15 protein-coding genes are annotated in these 20,165 nt (G+C 61.2%); 5 read left to right on the top strand and 10 right to left on the bottom strand.

What is annotated here, in order from left to right; translation table 11 throughout:
• Window positions 1-230 precede the first annotated feature (230 nt).
• Together DXD39_RS06580 and DXD39_RS06575 are read left to right on the top strand one after the other, a co-directional pair.
• Complete coding sequence (locus tag DXD39_RS06580; RefSeq protein ID WP_117803547.1) at window positions 231-2,201, top strand: transcription antiterminator; 1,971 nt, start codon at window positions 231-233, stop codon at window positions 2,199-2,201.
• Between the two features lie 181 nt (window positions 2,202-2,382).
• Window positions 2,383-3,051 carry an HAD family hydrolase gene (locus DXD39_RS06575; RefSeq protein ID WP_233541128.1) on the top strand — a complete coding sequence of 223 codons (669 nt, stop codon included), beginning with the start codon at window positions 2,383-2,385 and terminating at the stop codon, window positions 3,049-3,051.
• A gap of 494 nt (window positions 3,052-3,545) precedes the next feature.
• Here DXD39_RS06575 and DXD39_RS06570 read toward each other — a convergent pair whose 3' ends face one another.
• From DXD39_RS06570 to DXD39_RS06555, 4 genes are all read right to left on the bottom strand, one after another.
• Window positions 3,546-4,103: a hypothetical protein gene (locus DXD39_RS06570; RefSeq protein ID WP_117637959.1), complete on the bottom strand. Its 558-nt coding sequence runs from the start codon at window positions 4,101-4,103 to the stop codon at window positions 3,546-3,548.
• A gap of 235 nt (window positions 4,104-4,338) precedes the next feature.
• Entirely contained in the window at window positions 4,339-4,875 is a 537-nt protein-coding gene (locus tag DXD39_RS06565; RefSeq protein ID WP_117803545.1) for a PTS glucose transporter subunit IIA, read from the bottom strand.
• Window positions 4,876-5,015: 140 nt separating this feature from the next.
• A complete protein-coding gene (locus DXD39_RS06560; protein WP_117800618.1) occupies window positions 5,016-6,464 on the bottom strand; it encodes a glycoside hydrolase family 1 protein in 1,449 nt (482 codons plus the stop codon).
• A 167-nt stretch (window positions 6,465-6,631) separates the two neighbouring features.
• Window positions 6,632-7,624, bottom strand: a complete 993-nt coding sequence (locus DXD39_RS06555) for a helix-turn-helix domain-containing protein (RefSeq protein ID WP_117803544.1) — start codon at window positions 7,622-7,624, stop codon at window positions 6,632-6,634.
• 114 nt (window positions 7,625-7,738) lie between these two features.
• Between DXD39_RS06555 and DXD39_RS06550 the strand changes: the two genes are divergently transcribed.
• Window positions 7,739-10,330 carry a glycosyl hydrolase gene (locus tag DXD39_RS06550; protein WP_117803543.1) on the top strand — a complete coding sequence of 864 codons (2,592 nt, stop codon included), beginning with the start codon at window positions 7,739-7,741 and terminating at the stop codon, window positions 10,328-10,330.
• Window positions 10,331-10,602: 272 nt separating this feature from the next.
• On the top strand, window positions 10,603-11,457 hold the full coding sequence (locus DXD39_RS06545; RefSeq protein ID WP_089573523.1) for a MurR/RpiR family transcriptional regulator: 855 nt from the start codon (window positions 10,603-10,605) through the stop codon (window positions 11,455-11,457).
• A 143-nt stretch (window positions 11,458-11,600) separates the two neighbouring features.
• Here the strand turns inward: DXD39_RS06545 and DXD39_RS06540 are convergent, their stop codons facing one another.
• Entirely contained in the window at window positions 11,601-12,221 is a 621-nt protein-coding gene (locus tag DXD39_RS06540) for a helix-turn-helix domain-containing protein (protein WP_055250846.1), read from the bottom strand.
• Between the two features lie 407 nt (window positions 12,222-12,628).
• Entirely contained in the window at window positions 12,629-13,309 is a 681-nt protein-coding gene (gene pyrE, locus DXD39_RS06530; RefSeq protein ID WP_089573524.1) for an orotate phosphoribosyltransferase, read from the bottom strand.
• Between the two features lie 435 nt (window positions 13,310-13,744).
• Here pyrE and mgtA point away from each other — a divergent pair, with 435 nt between their 5' ends.
• Window positions 13,745-16,513, top strand: a complete 2,769-nt coding sequence (gene mgtA, locus DXD39_RS06525) for a magnesium-translocating P-type ATPase (protein WP_117803541.1) — start codon at window positions 13,745-13,747, stop codon at window positions 16,511-16,513.
• Between the two features lie 81 nt (window positions 16,514-16,594).
• Here mgtA and DXD39_RS06520 read toward each other — a convergent pair whose 3' ends face one another.
• From DXD39_RS06520 to DXD39_RS06505, 4 genes are all read right to left on the bottom strand, one after another.
• Entirely contained in the window at window positions 16,595-17,281 is a 687-nt protein-coding gene (locus DXD39_RS06520; protein WP_117634529.1) for a hypothetical protein, read from the bottom strand.
• A 35-nt stretch (window positions 17,282-17,316) separates the two neighbouring features.
• The gene (locus DXD39_RS06515; RefSeq protein ID WP_117803540.1) at window positions 17,317-18,054 is read right to left on the bottom strand and encodes a hypothetical protein; all 738 of its coding nucleotides are present in this window, start codon (window positions 18,052-18,054) and stop codon (window positions 17,317-17,319) included.
• Between the two features lie 76 nt (window positions 18,055-18,130).
• Window positions 18,131-19,690, bottom strand: coding sequence for a zinc ribbon domain-containing protein (locus DXD39_RS06510; RefSeq protein ID WP_147347899.1), 1,560 nt, complete (start codon window positions 19,688-19,690; stop codon window positions 18,131-18,133).
• A 20-nt stretch (window positions 19,691-19,710) separates the two neighbouring features.
• On the bottom strand, window positions 19,711-20,160 hold the full coding sequence (locus tag DXD39_RS06505; RefSeq protein ID WP_117803538.1) for a hypothetical protein: 450 nt from the start codon (window positions 20,158-20,160) through the stop codon (window positions 19,711-19,713).
• Window positions 20,161-20,165 lie beyond the last annotated feature (5 nt).

Genomic DNA, 20,165 nt, shown 5'->3' with positions numbered 1-20,165 from the left:
CGCCCGTGTCGACCCGGCCGCCCTTGACCGTGACTGCACTATACGCGGCGGAGGGCTCTTGCCGCCAACCGACTTTTTGCCGCATGGCGGCAAGGCGGCAGATTTTCCGCCCGCGCGGCAAGCCGGGCGATTTTCCGCTTGGGCGGCAAATTGGAAAAGACACCCTTTCTTAACCTGAGATACCATGGGGCGGTACACCCTGTCTGCCGTTCATCTCTTGGAGGAAAGCCATGGCGAGCGCCAAGCAGAACCGCATCAACCGCATGATCGACGTGCTCGAAAACAGCAGCTCATGGGTGTCTTCCTCGATGCTTGCCGGCCTTTTGGGCGCGAGTGAGCGAAGCATCCGCAACTATGTTGCAGAGGTCAACGAGACCGGTACGCGACATATCGAATCGTCTAAAGAGGGCTATCGCCTTGCCACGGCGGCGCCGGCTGCCGCCAGCGCTTCCGCTAGTCCTTGCGAAGGTGTCAATACCCTCCCCGCGAACGCGGACTCCAGGCGCGACTTTACTATCTCCCGCCTTGTCAACGCATGCGATGGACTCTCCGTCTTTGATATCGCCGATGAGCTCTTCATCAGCGAGAGCACGTTTCAGAGCTCCGTGATGCCGCAGGTGCGCGCACTCGTGCGGCAGTTCGGCCTCAATGTCGAGACACACGACTACCGCATGACACTCACGGGGCGAGAGGCCGACAAGCGCAAGCTTCTCGGCCACATAGCAACCCACAACTCCTATGGCTATTTCACCTCAACCAAAACGCTCGAAAACATGTTTCCCGACTTTGACGTGCAGGCAACCCTCTCGAGCTTGGTCGCGATCTGCCAGCGCTCGGATTTATTTATCAACGACTACGCGCTCTCCAACCTGCTCGTGCACCTGTTAGTGATCATCATCAGGCTCACCTCGAACAACGAGCTCAGCGAGGTGGACGGCCCCATCGATGCAGACGGCCTAGTGGCACAACTCGGGCAGCGCGAGCAGATCGTACGCTGCGCCCAGCGCATCGCCGCCTACTTTGAGAAGGAGTTTGGTTGCGCCATCCCACGCGCCGATTTTCAGCAAATCCTGCTGCTTTTGGCGCTTTCCGTCGAACGTTGCGATTTTGACGAGCTCAACCGCGAGAAGCTCTCAAGCATCATTGACCGCGATTTTGTAGACATGGTTCTGGGGATTCTCGACGAGTGCGGCAAGCGCTACAACCTACCGCGCTTTATCGACGAGCCCATGCGCCTGCAGCTCGTCCTGCATATGTTTAACGCCTACCAACGAGCCGTCTACCACGTAAGCTACCCCAACCCGCTCGCTGCGCAGATCAAAAGCGAGTACGCACCGGTCTACGATATGGCGGTCTATATCGCCCATCGCTTCTCGACGGCCATGGATATCGAGGTAGGCGAGAACGAAATCGCGTTTATCGCCTTTCACATCGGCGCCTATTTTGAGAAGTTCTCCGCACCCGACGGCGCCATCACCTGCACGGTCATCATCGAGGAGTATCACGACTTTGCGCGCAGGCTTGTCGACGACCTTAAGGCCGAGTTTGGAGACGACATCAGCGTTGTTGCCGTGAGAAGCTGTGATAGCTACCTGGCCGATCCTCCCGAGAGCGATGTGGTGGTCACTACGGTCGACGTGCCGGTTTATGGCGGTAGCACCAAGATCTTGATCGGGCCCATCCTCACTAAACAGAACGTGCGAAAGATCCGCGACCGGCTTTGTGCCATCCAAGAGCGGCGACGGCGCCTCTACGCTCAGGGCCTTTTGGGGCACCTGCTGCGGCCGGAGCTATTTATACGCAACATAGACGCGGTTGACGCCACAAGCTGCATCGACCGAATGGGAGAGCTTTTGGCTGCTCAGGAGCTCGTAACGCCCGAATTTATCGCCAACGTGCATCTGCGCGAGAACGTCTCATCGACAGCGTTTACTGACTGCCTTGCCATACCCCATGCGATCTCGGTGTATCCCAAGCGCTCGTTTATTGCCGTGGTCCACAATGACGCCCCGATTCCTTGGGGACGCCACGACGTGCGATTTGTGCTGCTTATAGGTACCGCGCAGGAAGACATGGGGCTCTTTAGAGATGTGCTCGACCTGATTATCGAAGTGTTCTCCTCGGTAGAGACCACGATGAGGCTCATGCAGACCGACACCTTCGAAGAGTTTCTGGCTGCGTTTACGCACGATATCGGATAAAGGCTCGACCCGCATCCTCGACATGCTCGTGGGAGAGCAGCTGCCGAGAATTTACTAGGGCGGAATTGCACGGCTGGCGCGATGTGGCTTGATATCCCTGGAGATGTTCAGATTCCAGCCACGCCAGACGCGTAAGCCCAGTATTATGAGGTGCGTTTTAAACCCAATGACGGGAGCTTTCATGGCAGCAGCTTTTTCCACCGTGATCTTTGACCTGGACGGCACCATTCTCAACACGCTCGAGGACCTGGCGGCCGCCGGCAACCATACCTGCGAGATGCACGGCTGGCCCACGTTTGCCGTAGACGAGTACCGCTACAAGGTGGGAAACGGCATGCTCAAGCTGGTCGAGCGCTTTATGCCCGCCGAGTACGCGGGCGACGGCCGTATGTTTGGGCAGACGCTTGCCGAATTTAGGGCCTATTACGGCGAGCACAAGGAGGACCACACCGCCCCCTACGCCGGCACGATTGAGATGCTCGACCGTCTGCGCACAGCGGGCGTTCAGCTTGCCGTGCTCACCAACAAGGATCATATTTCGGCAGCCCCGCTTATCGAGAAATACTTTGGTTCCGAGCGCTTTGCGCTGGTGCAAGGCCGTGTCGATGCGTTTCCGCCTAAGCCCAAAGCGCCCGTCACGCTGCACGTGATGAAGGAGCTGGGCGCCAATCCGGCAACCACGCTCTATGTGGGCGATTCGAATGTCGATGTTCTGACCGGCCACAACGCCGGCCTCAAGAGCGCCGGTGTCAGCTGGGGCTTCCGCGGCCGCGCAGAGCTGGAGTCCGCCGGCGCCGACTACGTGGTGGACACGCAAGAAGAGCTCGCAGCCCTGATTCTGGGCGAGTAGCGAGCGGCACTGCTTAACGTAGCTGCGACAATTCTTCCACGCGGAAAGTGCATCCCGTTTTGGAGCTCCGAAATGGGATGCACTTTCCGTTTGAGGCGCGTCGGGGAAACCGCATCCCGTTTCAGAGCAATATTCCGGGTCGCGGTTTCCGCAACCCACCCCATCCGGAAACCGCGACCCGGAATTCGGCCAAAAACCGGGTCGCATTTTCCCGAGCGTTCGCGATGCAACGCTGGCGCAAGGAGTGTCCCCAACTGCCGGCAGAAAAGGAACGTCCCCAACTGCCACCTCAATGACTACCATGGCAACGCCGCAGGTAGAGGACGGGCAGCGAGCGGGCACCAGAGCGAACAAATTGGCATGAAAAAGGCGAGGCATAGACCTTCTGGTCATGCCTCGCCTTTTGAATGACAAATTGTCGTCCTGGGCGGCGCGCAGCGTCGGGCAGTTACGGCGTTTGGCAAAACGCCGTAACGAACTACCGTGTAACTCCCCTAGCTCATCATGGCATTCATCATCTCGTTGGTTGCGGAATCGTCGGCAGACCACTCGCCGTCGTCATTGCAGGAATACTTGAAGGTGACCTTGGTGTCCTTGGTCTTAGCAGCCTTGGTCACATCGACCATAACCTGACCGGCCATCTTGTACAGCTCGTCATCGGAAGGCATCGAATCGAGCGCGGCGACCTTCTCCTGGTACTGGGTGGCAAAATCCTCAACGATCTGGTTCATGGACTTGCAGGTAATGGTGACCTCGGCAGTTGCGGTACCCTTGTCCTCGTCGACCGTCACGTCGCCGATCTTGTAGTCAAAGCCCTCGAGATAGCTCTTGGCGTACTCCTTGGGATCGATGCCCAGCTGCTCGAACTCGTCACCCGAGGCCTCTTCCAGGCCGGCGAGGAAGTCGTCGCCACCGTTCTTGACCTCGTCAAACTGCGTCGTAAGATCATCGGTGATGAGCTCCTCAACCGAAGGGCCTCCGCAGCCGGAAAGCACAACTACGCACGCGACCAGAACAGCCATCAGGGGCGCAAGCAGCAGCTTCTTCTTCATGACATTCCTCCCAACAAGCGGCACCGCGCTTCCCGACGCGGTGCACGTCGTAACAATAAGGCCATTCTAGCCGCTAACGAACACCCCCGGCAAAGCAAAGGCGCAGTCGGCTCGATTTAACGTCCGAACGGTTTACCGTTCCGCCCAACGCGCAATAAAACGTTCCGCCGCATTGTAATAAAAAAGGGCGGCCGGATAACCCGACCACCCTTGCGCATCCTTATGTTGCCGCAGTTTACTTGCGGACGACCTTGACGATGACATCGCCGGCGGCGACAGCGGAGTCAGCCTCGACGGCGAGCTCGACGTCGGCAAACTCGGCGGTGTTGGACACAGCAACGACGACGCAGTCCTTGTAGCCGGCAGCGGCGATCTTGGCGCGGTCGATCTTGAGCATGGGCTGGCCAGCCTTTACGACGTCGTCGGCCTTGACGAAGCCCTCGAAGCCATCGCCGTTCATGTTGACGGTATCGACGCCAACATGCACCAGAACCTCGATGCCGCTATCGGACTGCAGACCCACGGCGTGGCCCATGGTGACGGTCACCTTGCCGTCGCAGGGAGCGTAGACCAGATCGTCCTCGGGCCACACGGCGCAGCCCTTGCCCAGGACCTCGCCGCCAAAGACGGGATCGGGCACGTCGGCCATCTTGATGACCTTGCCCTTGACGGGCGAGCACAGCACGTCGGCGCCGGCAGAAGCAGAGATGGAGGACGGAGCAGCGGCAGTCGCGGGCTCAGCCTTCTTCTTGAACATGTCAAACAGACCCATACGTTTTCTCCTCTTGATTAAGCGCAACGTTGTGCGCATGCCTATGGTGATTATAGTGCCAAATGGTTCAAATGCTAAGGTGGGGACTCGAATCGCGAGCCCATCCCAACGCTTTTCCCCGGTGGCACTCATATTGTCGATTAATCCAGGCCCTCGGCACCGTTGGACTTGATGATCTTCTGGTAGGCGTAGAAGCTGTCCTTGCGGCGGCGCTCGTAGGTACCGGTGCCGTCATCGTACTTATCGACGTGGATAAAGCCGTAGCGCTTGCGCATCTCGCCGGTGCCGGCGGAAACCAGGTCGATGGGGCCCCACCAGGTGTAGGCGATCAGGTCGACGCCGTCGGCAATGGCCTCGCCCATGGCCTTGACGTGGCTCTGCAAGTAGGCGATACGATACGGGTCGTGGATGGAGCCGTCCTCCTCGACCTCATCGTAGGCGCCCATGCCATTCTCGACCACCATCAGCGGAATCTCGTAGCGGGCGTAAATCTCGTTGAGGGCGATGCGCAGACCCAGCGGATCGATCTGCCAGCCCCAGTCGGTGGACTCCAGATAGGGATTCTTGCCGCCAAAGGTCATGTTGCCCTCGGTCATCTCGTGATCCTTGTGGGTGCCCACGGTGCCGGACATGTAGTAGCTAAAGGTGTAGAAATCGACCTTGCCGTCGGCGATATCCTGCAGGTCACCGTCCTCCATCACAAGCTCGACATCGTTCTCGGCCCAGAAGCGCTTGGCATAGAACGGATACTTGCCGCGCACCTGCACGTCGGAGCAGTACCAGTTCATGGTATTCATCTCCTGCTGCGTGGCGAACACGTCGGCCGGATCGCACGTGGCGGCATAGGAGAGGATGAAGCAGTCCATGTTGCCCATCTTAAACTGCGGATAGTGCTCGTGGGCATAGCGCACGACGCGGCCGCTGGCGACAAACTGGTGATGCAGGGCCTGCATACGGGCCTGCGGCGTGGTGTGGACCGCCGAAGCCGGGCCCTCAAAGCCCTGGATCATGCTGGTCCCAAAGAGGTTGCCCATGTCCTGGGTGCCGCAGTTGATCTCGTTGAAGGTGAGCCAGAACTTGACCTTGTCCTGATAGCGGTCGAAGACGGTCTGGCAGTACTTCTCAAAGAAGCCGATGAGCTCGCGGCTCGCCCAGCCGTTGTATTTCTCGACCAGGTGATAAGGCATCTCGTAGTGCGACAGGGTCACGAGCGGCTCGATATTGTGAGCGCGCAGGCAGTCGAAGACGCGGTCGTAAAAGGCGAGGCCGGCCTCGTTGGGCTCGGCGTCGTCGCCGTTGGGGAAGATGCGGCTCCAAGAGATGGACATGCGGAACATGTTGAAGCCCATCTCGGCGAACAGCGCGATGTCCTCCTCGTAGTGATGGTAGAAATCGATGCCGTCATGGTTGGGGTAGAAGCGGTTAGGGTCGATGTCGATCGTAATCTGGCGCGGCTCCTTGTAGCTGCCACCCAAGAAGTGGTCGTCGACCGACGGACCGCGGCCGTCAACGTTCCAAGCGCCCTCAAACTGATTGGCGGCCGTGGCGCCGCCCCAATAGAAACCCTCGGGGAACTTGATGTTTGCCATGAGCATCTCCTTTGCATTGCGGGTCGATAGGCCGAGTATCGCCCACGCACGCGACAGGCAGGGGCAGGGGTGCCAAACCCGACACTTCTTTTCGCAGACGCGCGCTGCAACAGCGCTGCAGCTGAAACTTTTTGACACCGAAGGAGCGAAGACGATCCGCCCCGCGCTTACCGGCGGTATGCCGCGGGGGTGCAGCCATACTTGTCGTGAAACTTACGGTAGAAGAAGCTCATGTTTTCATAGCCCACCGCATGCGCAGCCGCCCCGGCCGTGGCGCCACCGCGCAGAAGCTCGGCCGCACGCACCAGGCGTCGCTCCTGCACAAGCTGCCTAAAGGTCTTGCCCACATGTCGCTTGAGGAGCGCCGTCGCATAATTAGGGCTCAAGCCAAACTCCGCCGCCATCCCCTCGAGGGAGCATGCAGCGAATTCGCGATCGATATAGCCAAGCATTCCCGTCACCAGGGCAGTGGGCCCCGCCGCGCCGTCCGCCGCGCCGCGCACCAGCTCGCGCTCGTAGCAATCCATAAGCTCGGCCAAAAACAGCTGAAACAGACGCAGGACGATCTCGGAACCGTTGGGGCTCGGGTCGTACAGCTCACAGAGCATCTCCTGCATGTAGCGCCGAATCCGACGGCTCTCGCCGCAGTAAAAACGGACATGCCCCCGATGGTCCGTCTCGCTGTTGAGCGCGTTGAACAAAAACCGCGAGACCGCGCTCTCGCGCGAGAGGCTCGACTCGAGACTCCGGCGCAAAAAAGAGCGTGAAACGGTCATGCTCAGCATGATGTCGTCCTCGCCGAGCGCCGCCACGGCATGGGGGCAAAGGGCGTCGAGCAAAAGCACCTCGTTGCGGCGCAACTCGAGCCTCTCCCCCGCCACCGTCTGCGGACAGCGCCCGCGATACACATAGCTCATCTCCACGTAATCATGCACGTGCTCGGGAACTGCATTAAAGCGCGAGTTTTTCCTTATCGTCAGGCCACGCGGCATGCCGGGCTGGGCATAGGCAAACCCTGGCTGCCCAATCTTGCGCACTGGGCATCCGTCGATTTCGACATGCTCGGTCATAATCGACCAATCAAATGCCATGCCGTCTTTATAAGTGATCTCACTGGCGCTCAGTTCGCTGAGCCTACGCTCGAGCTCGTCGATCTCCATGGCTTGCCAATCGTTGATTTGGTCATAGTTCGTCGTGATTCAGATATTAGCAGAACGCGCCGACGCGTCCATAATCTGTGCTATGCAGCAGATCGATCGAGCCAAGGAGGATCCATGACCGCGTACTATCAGCAGGTGCTCGAGGGCACATACGACAACCACGTGCTTCCGTTTTTGTGGATGAAGGGCGAGAGCCATAAGACCATTGCCGAGTATCTGGAAAAGATCGCCGGCGCCGACATCCACGAGGTCTGTCTCGAAAGCCGCCCACACCCCGATTTTTGCGGCGAGGGCTGGTGGCGCGACTTGCGCTTTGTCATTGACGAGTGCAAGCAGCTGGGCCTTAAGCTCTGGATCTTGGACGACGCGCACTTCCCCACGGGCTTTGCCAACGGCGCCGCCAAGGAAGCCGTGCCCGAGCTCCGCAAGATCGTGCTCACGCACCGCACGTTCGACATCGTGGGCCCCACGTCCGCCGCGAGCATCGCGCTCGCCAACATGCTCGACAAAACGGAGCGCTTCTACGGCGTGACATTTATGCAGGACGGCAGCCCCGTCGACGTCGCTTACCGAGTATTCGACGATGCAGACGGCAACCCCAGCCGCCTGGTCTTCGATGCACCTGCGGGCCTCACGCAGGCATGCGTGATATTCACGAGCGGCAAGACCTCCTACAACGAGGACTACATCAATATGGTCGACCGCGCCTCGGTGGCGCAGCTCATCGATGCTGTCTACGAGCCGCATTTTGAGCATCTGGGCGATGAGTTTGGCAAGACGATCCTGGGCTTTTTCTCCGATGAGCCCGGATTTGCCAACGAGAAGGGCACCACGGGCCCCGATGGCATCTCGGACACGCTCATCGGCAAGGCCACCGCGCCCCTACCCTGGTCGGCCGAGCTTGAGCGTCGCCTACGCGCGGCACTGGGCGAGCGCTACCTGGCCGAGCTCCCGCACCTGTGGGACCGCGAGCCGGCCGGCGCGCACGTACGCCACGTCTATATGGACATCGCAAGCACCCTCTATAAGGAGTGTTTCTGCGACCAGCTCGGCGACTGGTGCCGCGCGCGCGGCGTGCAGTACATCGGCCACGTTATCGAGGACAAGGACTGCCACGCGCGCCTGGGCGTGGGCGCCGGGCACTACTTCCGCGCCGTGGGCGGTCAGGACATGGCGGGCGTCGACATCGTGATCAACCAGCTGGTACCCGGCATGGACCGCGGCCTTCACAGCTACGGACGCGGCGTGTGGGACCTCGAGTTCTATAACTACGTGCTGCCCAAGCTGGGCTCCTCGGCAGCACACCTCGACCCCAAAAAGCAGGGGCGCTGCATGGCCGAGGTCTTTGGCGCATTTGGATGGCACGAAGGCCTACGCGAGATGAAGTGGATCGCCGATCATTTTTTGGTGCGCGGCGTCAATTGGTTTGTGCCGCATGCCTTTAGCATGGCCGCCTTCCCCGACTGGGACTGCCCGCCGCATTTCTATGCGCATAGCCAAAACCCCCAGTTTGCACACTTTGGGCAGCTCATGAGCTACATGAACCGTACGGCGAGCCTGCTGAGCGGCGGGCGCGCAACGACCCCGGTGGCGCTTCTCTACCATGCGGACGCCGAGTGGGCAGGCAAGGCGAACTTTATGCAGCATGCCGCCTCCGAGCTTTTGCGCGCGCAGGTCGACTTTGACATCGTGCCGGCAGAGGCATTTGAGGACGCAGGGCGCTATGCCGTTGAAATTGCCGCAGACGGTAGCGGCTTTAGCGTGAACGGCCAGGCATACCGCTGCCTGGTGATGCCCGGAGCCGAGTTTGTCGGCGGAGCCGTGCTCGACTTTGCCGCGCGTGCCGCAGCCGCAGGTGTTGCCGTGTACGCGCTGGATGAGTTGCCGAACAAGCGCTACGACGGTGACACTGCAGGCCGCGAGGGCTTTGCCTCCCTGGATGCAGCCGCGGTCGCCGACATCAAGCTCCTGGCGACCACCGAGCTCGCAGACACACTTGCCAATACCGGCATGCAGACCGTGGTTTGCGCCGAGCCCCAGCCCTGGCTGCGCGCACTGCGCTACGAGCGGGCGGGCGAGAGCTATCTGATGCTCGTCAACGAGCATCCCAAGCAGGGTATCTCCACTCAGATTGCGCTTGCCGACGGCACACCCGTTGCAGGCGCGCGCCTCGACCTGCTCAACGGCACCGAGCCCGCCGCCTTTGACGGCACGCTCGAGCTGGCTCCCTACGAGAGCTGCATCGTGGTCCTTGGGGCTACAGGTTCCGTTGCTGTGGCAACCGCCGAAGACGAAGCCACATGCGTCGACGGGCCCTGGGCGGTTGCCTTCTCTGCCCCTGGCACCGATGCCTTTGGCGAGTCTGTTGAGCTTGCAGACCTGCACGACCTTTCCTCGGCCGAGTTCCCCGGCAAGGCCGGCACATTCCGCTACCGGGCCTCCTTTGTCCTGGGCGAAGCGGCCACCCGCACCGTCATCGACCTTGGCGAGGTCTTTGAGACCGCAACCGTCACCCTCGACGGCAAATCCCTCGGCACGCGCATCTGTCCGCCTTACTGCTTTGAGGCCGGCGCGCTTTTGGCCGGCGAGCACGCGCTTGCGATCGATATCATCAACACCCTCGACCATGCCGTCCCCGACGTGTTCGGCATGACCGAGCCCTCCGAGCCCAGCGGTCTCTTGGGGCCCGTACGCGTGCTCGGGTAACGCCCCGGGCGCAAACGGCCCAACAAGGACAGCGCCCTATGTTGAGCCCACAACAGCGAGCGGGCCCCTGGTGCGGCAAATTGGGCCGAAAGAGGAGGGATGTGTGCTTCCGCACGCGCCCGACGATTGAAGCCCAAGGTGCCGTGCCAAGGGCCCGCGCAGCGTCGAGCGGTCCGTCGTTCATAGACCGGCGGACCAAAACTCCCAGCCAAGCCGAACGTTTTATTTATCGCTATGATTGGTTTATCGCGACGCAAACGCATAGGAGCCATATGGATATCAGGCGGAAGATCACGCAGGGCAAAAGCCTCACCCCCACCGAGCAACAACTTGGGCGAACGGCCCTCGCCATGGGCGAGGATGTGCGCGGGCTTTCCATTAAGGAATTTGCCGCGTGCGCCAACGTTTCGGTCGCGAGCGTGCACCGCTTTTGCAAAAAGCTCGGCCTCGAGGGATTCAAAGACCTCAAGGTCGAGCTCATCCGCCAGGCGACCGAGGCGGGCAACCGGCGCGACGTGGACATCAACTTTCCCTTCGATGCCACCTCCACCCCTGCGCAGGTGATGGAGCGCATGGAGGGGCTCTACCAGACCACCTTGGCCGAAACGCAGGAGCTGCTCGACCCTGCACAGCTCGACCACGCCGCCAAGCTCATCATGCGCGCCGGCACCGTGGACATCTACACGGGCTCGCATAACCTGTATCCAGCGGGAATGTTCCGCGATCGCCTGCTTTCCGCCGGCAAAAGCGCGACGTGCCACGACAGCGTCGAGGCGCAGGTGCGCACGGCGCTCGCCTCGGGTCCCGACCATGTGGCAATCATCATCTCCTACAGCGGCCTTGCCCCCAACCTCAAGGAGATCTTGCCGATCCTTAGCAGTCGACATGTCCCGGTCATCGTCATCGGCACGCCGTACTGTGCCCGCATTCACCCCGGCTTTGCCGCCTATCTCACGGTAAGCGACCACGAGAGCATGACGCACCGCATCACGCAGTTCGCCAGCCATATCGCCGTGCAATACGTACTCGATTCGCTCTATAGCAGCTACTTTGCCAAAGATTACGCCCGGTGCTCCGAGTTCTTAGAGCGCTCGTTCCCCTACACCCGCCTGCCCGGACTCAAGTAGCGACGAGCGTGGATTTTTGGACACTCAGATAACGAGCGTGGATAATCTCCCACTTTGAGCCCGCACACAGGCCAAAACCGGGAGATTATCCACGCTCATTTTGGGTCCCTTGGGAACGCATGAGGAGGGCGGATAGACAGCCGTTATTTGCGAGGCGTCAGCGACGTAAAGAGTCCGTGTTGGTTGCAGTAAAGATATATCCTGCCGCGCCCGGTAATATGGAAGCGCGGCTGCACCGATTGCTCTGGATAGAGCTTCTTAAAGCAGATACCGTCCATAGTCGCATATGCCACAAAGCTAATGTAGTGATCCTTGGTCATGGGATGATCGAGCGTGACGTACCAATCGTCCTCGATGCGCTCGATGGAAAAGGCGTGGTCCGCGTCCGGCTCTTCGGCCTCCTGGGGAAACATCGTGGAGCCACAGCAGCTAAAGCTGCCTTCTCCGAGCGCGTGCACAACGTTTCCGCAGATAGGGCAAACGTAAAAGACGCCTTTGAGCATATTGCCTGCACGGTTGGCGTTGGCCCGAATGTCACCAGCCAAAAGCTCGGCCACGCTTATGCCGAGTCTCTGGGCCAAAGGCTCAACGAGGGAAATGTCGGGAAGGCCGCGGCCGGATTCCCACTTGCTGACGGCTTTATCGGTCACGCCAAGGCTTTCCGCCAGGGCGCGCTGGGTGAGGCCGCGCTCTTCGCGCAGCTGCTTGATGGCATGCGCTGCCAAAAAAGTATGGGAGGCATTGGTTTGCCGTGTCTGGTTCATGGGCTGTCCAATCAAATTGAAGAAATGGAGTGAACCGGTTCGACAGTCAGTATCCATTTGAAGGCCAGGCTCGACAACCTACGCTGCGTAGACATGCGCCAATCGAACGAGCGCGGATTTTTGGACGCTCATCTCGAGCAGTCATTTAAGAACGTCCCCAATGACCACCCCAACAAGGAGTGTCCCAAACTGCCGGCAGAAAAGGAACGTCCCCAAGTGCCGCCCCTTGCCAGCAACGGGAGTGCCGATGTCTTGGCAACGACAGCGAGCGGGTCGCATTTGAGACAAGGTGACGTGAAACGAAAGGGCGCTGACCTTCTGGTCGCGCCCTTGAAGTTGAACGTCAGATTGTCCAAATGCGGCCCGCGCAGCGTCGAGCCGTTACGGCGTTTGGTAAAACGCCGTAACTAACGAGCTCCGTACTGCTCGTAGTAGGCGTCGATAGCGGCCTTGAGCTCGTCATCGATGACGACCTTGCCGTCGATCTCGTGGTTGTAGAGGGTCTCGACGACCTCGGCCATGGAGACGATGCTCGCGACGGGGAAACCGTACTTGGCCTCGATCTCCTTCTGCGCGGTGGTCACGCCACCCTTGCCGACCTCCATGCGGTTGAGGGACACGATGAGGCCCTTGATCTCGACATCGGCAGCAGCCTTGACCTTGGGATAAGTCTCGTCGATGGACTTACCGCTGGTGGTGACGTCCTCGACCATGACCACGCGGTCGCCGTCCTGGGGCTCGTAGCCCAGCAGGTTGCCCTTGTCGGCGCCGTGGTCCTTGGCCTCCTTGCGATCGCAGCAGTACTTGACCTCCTTGCCGTACAGCTCGTGGTAGGCAATTGCGGTCACGACGGCCAGCGGAATACCCTTGTAGGCCGGTCCAAACAGCACGTCAAAGTCGTCGCCAAAGTTATCGTGGATGGCCTGGGCGTAATACTCGCCCAGCTTTTTGAGCTGATAGCCCGTCACATAGGCGCCGGCGTTCATAAAGAACGGGGACTGACGGCCGCTCTTGAGCGTAAAGCTGCCGAATTTAAGAACGTCGGACTCAACCATGAACTTGATGAACTCTTGCTTGTAAGCCTCCATGCGGGCTCCTCTCGTAATCGCGTACGTGCCTTCCAGTTTAGCGCAGGCAGGGCGCGTTGCGGGCGCGCTTTGGGGCCTCGGCATTCTGTAAAGGCTTTGTCAGGGGCAATGGTTTTCCAAACATTGGGGTTGACACGGCAAACCCCCTCATCAAGAATACGGGCGGATTGTAACGGGTACGAGATACCCAAAGCGCGCCGCGCCCGGCCTTAAGGAGGTGTGCCATGGAAGGCAGTCATAGTCGAAAAACCTGCATGTCGCCCTCGGCACGCCGCGAGGATTCCGCGCACGCATAAGCGCCAACAGCCGATCGTCAAAACCACCACAAAGGTGCCTGTCCCTTTGTGGCGGTTCGAAAGCATGACGTGAGCGACATCTAGGTTTTTTGAAGCACATACGACACGTACGCTAACTCCCTTCAACAAGGAGGACCCTATGCTGATGCTCAAAACCGCCACGGTACTCGAAGCCATCTCCAAGCGCCGCCACACGGCGCGCCCCGCCGCTCATACCGGCATGTCCAAGAACACCATATTCGCCGCCACCCATAGCGCCGAGGATGCCCTCGTGCTGCTCGACGCCATAGCCGACGGCCTCACCGCCGAGCACGCCGCCGAGCGCCTGAGCGCCGTCGGCCCCAACACCATCGAAGCGCCGACCAAGACGCTCGCCCGCCGCATCGCCGACGCGTTCGTCGATCCCTTCGCTGGTATCCTCGCCGCCCTCGCACTGGTCTCGCTCTACATCGACGTGCTCGCCGTGCCCGAGCTGCAGCGTGACCCCTCCACGGTCATCGTCATCGGCATCATGCTGCTGGTATCGGGCGGCATGAAGTTTATCCAGGAAGCCCGCAGCGGCAATGCGGCCGAGGCCCTTAAGGACCTGGTCTCCAACACCTGCTGTGCCCTGCGCGACGGCGAGCGCGTCGAGATCCCCTTCGACGAGCTCGTCCCCGGCGATGTGATCCGCCTCTCTGCCGGCGACATGGTGCCGGCAGATGCCCGTATCATCACCGCGCGCGACCTGTTTGTGATCGAGTCCGCACTCACCGGCGAGAGCGAGGCCGTCGAGAAGACCGCTGCCATCACCGTCGTCGAGGGTGCCGACGGCTCCGCGCTACCACTCTCTGCCTGCAAGAACATCGTCTTTACCGGCACCTCCGTGCAAAACGGCACCGCCATGGCGCTTGTCGTTGCCACCGGCTCGGACACCTACCTGGGCGGCATCGCCAAGATGCTCAACGGGCGCGGCGAGAAGAGCGCGTTTGACCGCGGCGTCTCGAGCGTCTCCATGCTGCTCGTGCGCCTCATGCTCGTTATGGCGCCGGCGGTCTTTGCCATCAACGCCGCCACCAAGGGCAACGTCATCGATGCGCTGTTGTTCGCCACGAGCGTGGCCGTGGGCATCACGCCGCAGATGCTTCCCGTCATCGTGACCACGAGCCTGTCGCAGGGCGCCAAGGACCTCGCCCGCCGCCAGGTTATCGTCAAGGAGCTGCCGGCGATCCAAAACCTCGGCGCGATGGACGTCCTGTGCTGCGACAAGACCGGCACCCTCACCGAAGACCGTATCGTGCTCGAGCGCTACCTCAACACCGACGGCAACGAGGACGTGCGCGTACTGCGCCATGCGTTTTTGAACAGCTTCTTCCAGACCGGCCTCAAGAACCTTATCGACCTGGCCGTCATCGACCGCGCCGACGTGACGCCCTCGGCCACAGCACCCGGCTCCATGCTGGGCCAGAGCCTGCGCGACCGCTATACCAAGATCGACGAGGTGCCCTTCGATTTCTCGCGCCGTCGCCTGAGCGTCGTTGTCGCCGACGCCCAGGGCAAAACCCAGATGGTTACCAAGGGAGCTGCCGAGGAAATGCTCGAGATCTGCTCCTTTATCGAGGTCGATGGCGCCGCCCAGCCGCTCACCGAAGACAAGCTCGCCCAGATTCGCAAGCAGGTCGCCGGGCTCAACGCCGAGGGCCTGCGCGTGATTGCCGTGGCGCAGAAGACCAATCCGCGCTGCGTGGGCGAGTTTGGCATCGCTGACGAGTGCGACATGGTGCTGATGGGCTTTTTGGCCTTCCTCGATCCGCCCAAAGCAAGTGCCGCGGGCGCCGTCGCTACCCTCGAAGCCAAGGGCGTGGCGGTCAAGGTTCTGACCGGCGACAACGACCGTGTCGCCGCCACCGTTTGCGAGCAGATCGGCATCGACGCGAGCAACGTCTTGCTCGGCTCCGAGATCGATGCGCTCGACGACGCCGAGCTTGCCGAACGCGCCGAGAACACCCACCTCTTCGCCAAGCTCTCGCCGCTGCAGAAGGCGCGTCTGGTGCGCGTCATGCGTGAGCCGCTCGACCACACCGTGGGCTTTATGGGCGACGGCATCAACGACGCCGCCGCCATGCGTGCGAGCGACTGCGGCATCTCGGTCGATTCGGCCGTCGACATCGCCAAGGAATCCGCCGATATCATCTTGCTCCAGAAAGACCTGGGCGTGCTCGAGCGCGGCATCATCGAAGGCCGCCGCACCTACGGCAACCTGCTCAAGTACCTCAAGACCACGGTGAGCTCCAACTTTGGCAACGTGCTATCCGTGACCGTCGCGAGCCTGTTCTTGCCATTCTTGCCCATGAGCGCTCTGCAGTTGGTGCTGCTGTCGCTGGTCTACGAGATCGTGTGCATCGCGCTGCCGTGGGACACCGTCGACGACGCCTGGACTGCCCGTCCGCGTGCTTGGGACGCCGCGTCCATCAAGGGCTTTATGCTCGAGCTGGGCCCCGTGAGCTCACTGTTTGATATCGCGACTTTCGCCGCGCTCTTCTTTGTGGTGTGCCCCGCCGCCGTGGGCGCAAGCTGGGCAGAGCTTGCCGCTATAGGCGACGTCGCAGGCATGGCGGCCTTTACGGCGCTCTTCCAGAGCGGTTGGTTTGTCGAGTCCATGTGGTCGCAGACGCTCGTGATCCATATGCTGCGCTCCCCGTGCCTGCCGAGCCCGCGCGACCACGCCGCGCCCGCGCTGTGCGTCCTCACCGTGCTGGGCCTGGCGCTCGTCACCTGGCTGCCGGCAAGCCCCATCGCCGATGCGCTGGGTCTCATGCCGCTGCCGCCAATCTTCTTCGCGCTGCTCATCGGCATTGTCGCTGCCTACATCGCGCTCACCCAGCTGGCCAAGCGCCGCTACATCGCCCGCCACGGTGAGCTGCTTTAGCACGGTGAGCCGCCACAGTAGACAGCCCAAGGGCAAAACCACCACAAAGGCGCCTGCCCCCTTTATGGTGGTTTTGGTGCGCTACGAGGCATTGGTCAGGCGGCTCCAGAGTTCGTCAATATCGATTTGGTCGCCGCCGCTCAGATAACCGGTGTGAATAAAAGACTCACTATAGATATAGATGTCATGCGCGCTGTCGCCATCATCTTCGGTGTCGTAGGCCGAAATCACGTAACGGCTGCCGTCGAGTGCCTTGACCAGCCAATACACGGAATCGTCGATTGTGCACTTCTCCTGCACTATCGCCGCATCGCCGATTGCGCCGGTGAGCGCACGATTGCCCGTCGTATAGCCGCCCACCGAGAGCAAAATCGCCACGCTATCGTCTCCGCCGCCCGGCTCAAGTTCCTCGTACTCGGACTCCGAAAGCGGTATCGCGCTGTTCGCAAGTTCGTCCACGTCATCCGAAATCTTAGAAAAGGTAAAAGCGAAAAGTCCCGCGTCATCGGCGGCACCGTAGCCCACGCTCTCGCCTTGCCACTCATAGTTTTGATGCTTGAGCAGGCGCACCAGGTCGGCGCCGTCCAAGTTGATCGCAGCATAGACCGTCACGTTGGCGTTGTCGTCTACACAGGCGGCGTCCGCCGTGGTCGCCTTCTTGGCACCGCCCGCGCCGCCCAATCCGCCCGAGCAGCCAGCCAGCGCACAAGCCAGCGCACCCGCGCCTGCCACAAAGGCCGCACGGTTCATCGTCACTTCATTCATCATGTTCGTTCCTCGCTATGGTATTGGCCACGTCGCACCTAGCCGAGCGCGCGTCCAGTCTTTTCCTGCCAAAATTCGTCTATCGTCGGAGCACCGCCGCCCTGGGTAAACCTACCGGTCTTGATAGCCTCCTCGGTAATGAGATCCAAGCGGTAGTCACCGTTTTCCATCGGACTCGCCATGGCAACGTGCCGCGCCATGTTGGAACCGTATACGCACGCGATCCATGAGCCCGAAGTAATCTGCGCCCGGTCCTCGACCGGCACGGAAAAGCCCGCGATAACATCCTCGCAGCTCGAATAGCCCGAAAGTTGCAGCGTGAACATCACGGTGCTTCCGGTGCCGCCCTTGTCGAGCTTTCCGATTTCGTCCTCGCCGAGCCATTCGGTCGCGCCGTCCTTGCTGATATTGCAGACGCTGAGCACGTGTCCCGCCTCGTCCTCGTACATCTCGAGCGCGTCTTGCCAGGCATAGCCCTGCTGCGAGGCAAACTCCTGCAACTGCCAGCCCTTAAGCTCGAGGAGCGCCGCGATGCTGATGTTGCGGTGCGCATCCCAGCAATCATCCGACCACGTATCGAACGCATCCGCCGAGCCGCTGTCCGCGTCGCCGGAATCGCCCGACGTCGCACCCGCATCCATCTTGTCCTTTACCGGGCGGTCGTCGTTAAAACCCGTCGCATCCTGCGTCCGCTGTCCGCCGCACCCCACAAGCGTCAGCAGCGCCGTTCCCGCCGCCGCGACAAATGCCGTGCGCGAAAGTACCGTCTCCCTCATCATTGTTCCTTTCCCGTTCTTTATCACCATGCCGAGAAACACATCCGGCATCGATTCACACATAACCCGCCTCACGCTATTGACGAGGCAGCTCCGTCCAGCCAAAACCGGGTTCAAAACCATCGCGTGTACCGATCACATCGCCCGAACCGTTGACCCAGGCCTGGTCGGCCATCACCGAGACCTCGACATCGGTGCCGTCGGGTCTGGCGTAATGGTTGACCCCGCGAATGGCATCGGAATACGAGGCGGCGCCCGTCCCCACGCCCGCGCTGGAAAAATTGGCGGCGCTGGCAGCCATATTCGCGGCGTGCTGACGGTCGCTGCGATCGAACCACGCCTGCTGGTAGCTGTCGAACGCCGCCTGTTGCCAGGCATGCATCTGTTGCCAGGCTGCAAACTGCTGTTGCTGCTGGGCAATGTTCATCTGCGTGCGTTGGCGCTGCTCAAGCACCATCTGTTGCTTTTGAGCTGACGCCTCGCGTGCAATCGCCGGATTGAGCCGCAGAGTCGACGCCATTGATGCAAGCGCCGTGGAGGCCGCCTCGTCCAGGCGACCTTCTGGCGCAACCAAACAGAAGCTGTCCCTGATACGCCACTGCAGCAGGTCGGCCGCACCCAGCTCGAACGACGCTCCGTCCGGGCAACCGCCTCGACCCGTGGGCTGTTCTTGCGCGACGCCCTGTCCCGCCGCTGCCGCCGCCTGGCGCTCGCGCAGGCGCTTGCCCAAAACACCGCCGATCAGCCCACTCGAAAGGCCCGCGCCCAGCAGCGCCTCGGCCCCAGCGGCAACACCTTTACCCATAGAACCCGCGACGCCGCCGATTGAAAACATATAGCCCTCGACTTTGGCCGCCACCGCGAGCTCGGTGGGCACTGGAGCGCCCGTGAGCCGATATCGACGCATGCGGCACTCATAGACCACATCACTCGGTTCCATCGAAAAGCCCTGGATTGCAAAGTCGTTTGCCGCCTCGCGCTTTACGCGGGCACGCTCGCGCTCGATATCGACCGCCGCGCTCGATGGGTACGGTTGCTCGGCAACAACCTCTGCCCGCGCGCCCAGCCGTGCTGCACAGGCCTGAGCCAGCTCGTCGCAAGCTGCCTCCACGTGCACAAACACCTTGCGTTCGGTTTGCGTGGGGATACGCTTGGCAACGGCGCCCGCATCCACGTAGCAGAGCTCGGAGCGGTACATAATCCGCTCACCCATCGGACCCGCCGCCGTCACGCCAACCGAAATCGGGCAGTCGAAACTGCCGCTGCGCTCAAGATGCGCTTCTTCGATATGCCAGTCCCGCGGCAGCACCACCTGCGCGAGTGCCTGGCCGCCAGAGGTATCGCATGCGGCATGAAGCTCAAGGTCACCGATGTGAGGCGCATCCGTCGTGGCTGCGTCACGAGACGACGCGACGCCGGCAGTCTCCACCGGCGCATCGGCCGGCGCGTCCACACTCGGGTCGCCGCCTTCGTCCGCATCGTCATCGGCAGTCGCCCCATCTGTAGCCCCCACGGCGCCCGAGTAGCCCACAACGCCCTCAAGTCTGACGCCGCACCCCGGGCAAAATCGCACCGGCACGCCGGCGACCCGAGGCAGCTGCGCCCCGCACGCCGGGCAGAATCTCAAGTCACTCATCCCGTACATCCCTAATTTCGTTAGCTGTTTTTGATTGCGGCAAGCTGCCGCCATAACTCATCGGCACCGTTAAGTCGATACGCCGTCTTATCGAGCACGATGTTTTTGCCCTCAAGTTCTACCGATTGCTCCGAGCCATCCGCATAGACAAAGACGAGCGTTCGGCCGGCATCGCTCGTCCGCTCATCCACCGCATCCCCCACGGTGCAGCCATCGAGCGCGGCAAAAGTCGATGCGACCAGTTCGGCATCGTCGGTCTCATAGGCCGTCCGCGCCTCCCCGTCCTCGATAAGCTTGACCGCCACCGGAACGACAGCGCAATCGTTGAGCGACACTTGCGCGGCAGTCTTTCCCTGAGCGCCATGGTCGCCGGCAACGTAAACTCGCATGAGTGTCACCGCCGCGGCAAAGACCACCACGGCGATAAGCGCGCCCGCAATTTTATTAGACGCGCAACCCCGAGACGCCATAGGTG

The organism is Collinsella sp. TM04-29 (genome assembly GCF_003466565.1).
GTDB lineage: Bacteria > Actinomycetota > Coriobacteriia > Coriobacteriales > Coriobacteriaceae > Collinsella.
Note: the sequence above shows the minus strand (reverse complement) of the source record. Positions and strands in the feature narration are given on the sequence as shown.

Coding starts and splice junctions, on each gene's coding strand:
- DXD39_RS06515 (WP_117803540.1), bottom strand. CDS start 18,054: ATGAGGGAGACGGTACTTTCGCGCACGGCATTTGTCGCGGCGGCGGGA.
- DXD39_RS06550 (WP_117803543.1), top strand. CDS start 7,739: ATGACCGCGTACTATCAGCAGGTGCTCGAGGGCACATACGACAACCAC.
- DXD39_RS06575 (WP_233541128.1), top strand. CDS start 2,383: ATGGCAGCAGCTTTTTCCACCGTGATCTTTGACCTGGACGGCACCATT.
- DXD39_RS06520 (WP_117634529.1), bottom strand. CDS start 17,281: ATGATGAATGAAGTGACGATGAACCGTGCGGCCTTTGTGGCAGGCGCG.
- pyrE (WP_089573524.1), bottom strand. CDS start 13,309: ATGGAGGCTTACAAGCAAGAGTTCATCAAGTTCATGGTTGAGTCCGAC.
- DXD39_RS06560 (WP_117800618.1), bottom strand. CDS start 6,464: ATGGCAAACATCAAGTTCCCCGAGGGTTTCTATTGGGGCGGCGCCACG.
- DXD39_RS06510 (WP_147347899.1), bottom strand. CDS start 19,690: ATGAGTGACTTGAGATTCTGCCCGGCGTGCGGGGCGCAGCTGCCTCGG.
- mgtA (WP_117803541.1), top strand. CDS start 13,745: ATGCTGATGCTCAAAACCGCCACGGTACTCGAAGCCATCTCCAAGCGC.
- DXD39_RS06505 (WP_117803538.1), bottom strand. CDS start 20,160: ATGGCGTCTCGGGGTTGCGCGTCTAATAAAATTGCGGGCGCGCTTATC.
- DXD39_RS06540 (WP_055250846.1), bottom strand. CDS start 12,221: ATGAACCAGACACGGCAAACCAATGCCTCCCATACTTTTTTGGCAGCG.
- DXD39_RS06555 (WP_117803544.1), bottom strand. CDS start 7,624: ATGGAGATCGACGAGCTCGAGCGTAGGCTCAGCGAACTGAGCGCCAGT.
- DXD39_RS06580 (WP_117803547.1), top strand. CDS start 231: ATGGCGAGCGCCAAGCAGAACCGCATCAACCGCATGATCGACGTGCTC.
- DXD39_RS06570 (WP_117637959.1), bottom strand. CDS start 4,103: ATGAAGAAGAAGCTGCTGCTTGCGCCCCTGATGGCTGTTCTGGTCGCG.
- DXD39_RS06545 (WP_089573523.1), top strand. CDS start 10,603: ATGGATATCAGGCGGAAGATCACGCAGGGCAAAAGCCTCACCCCCACC.
- DXD39_RS06565 (WP_117803545.1), bottom strand. CDS start 4,875: ATGGGTCTGTTTGACATGTTCAAGAAGAAGGCTGAGCCCGCGACTGCC.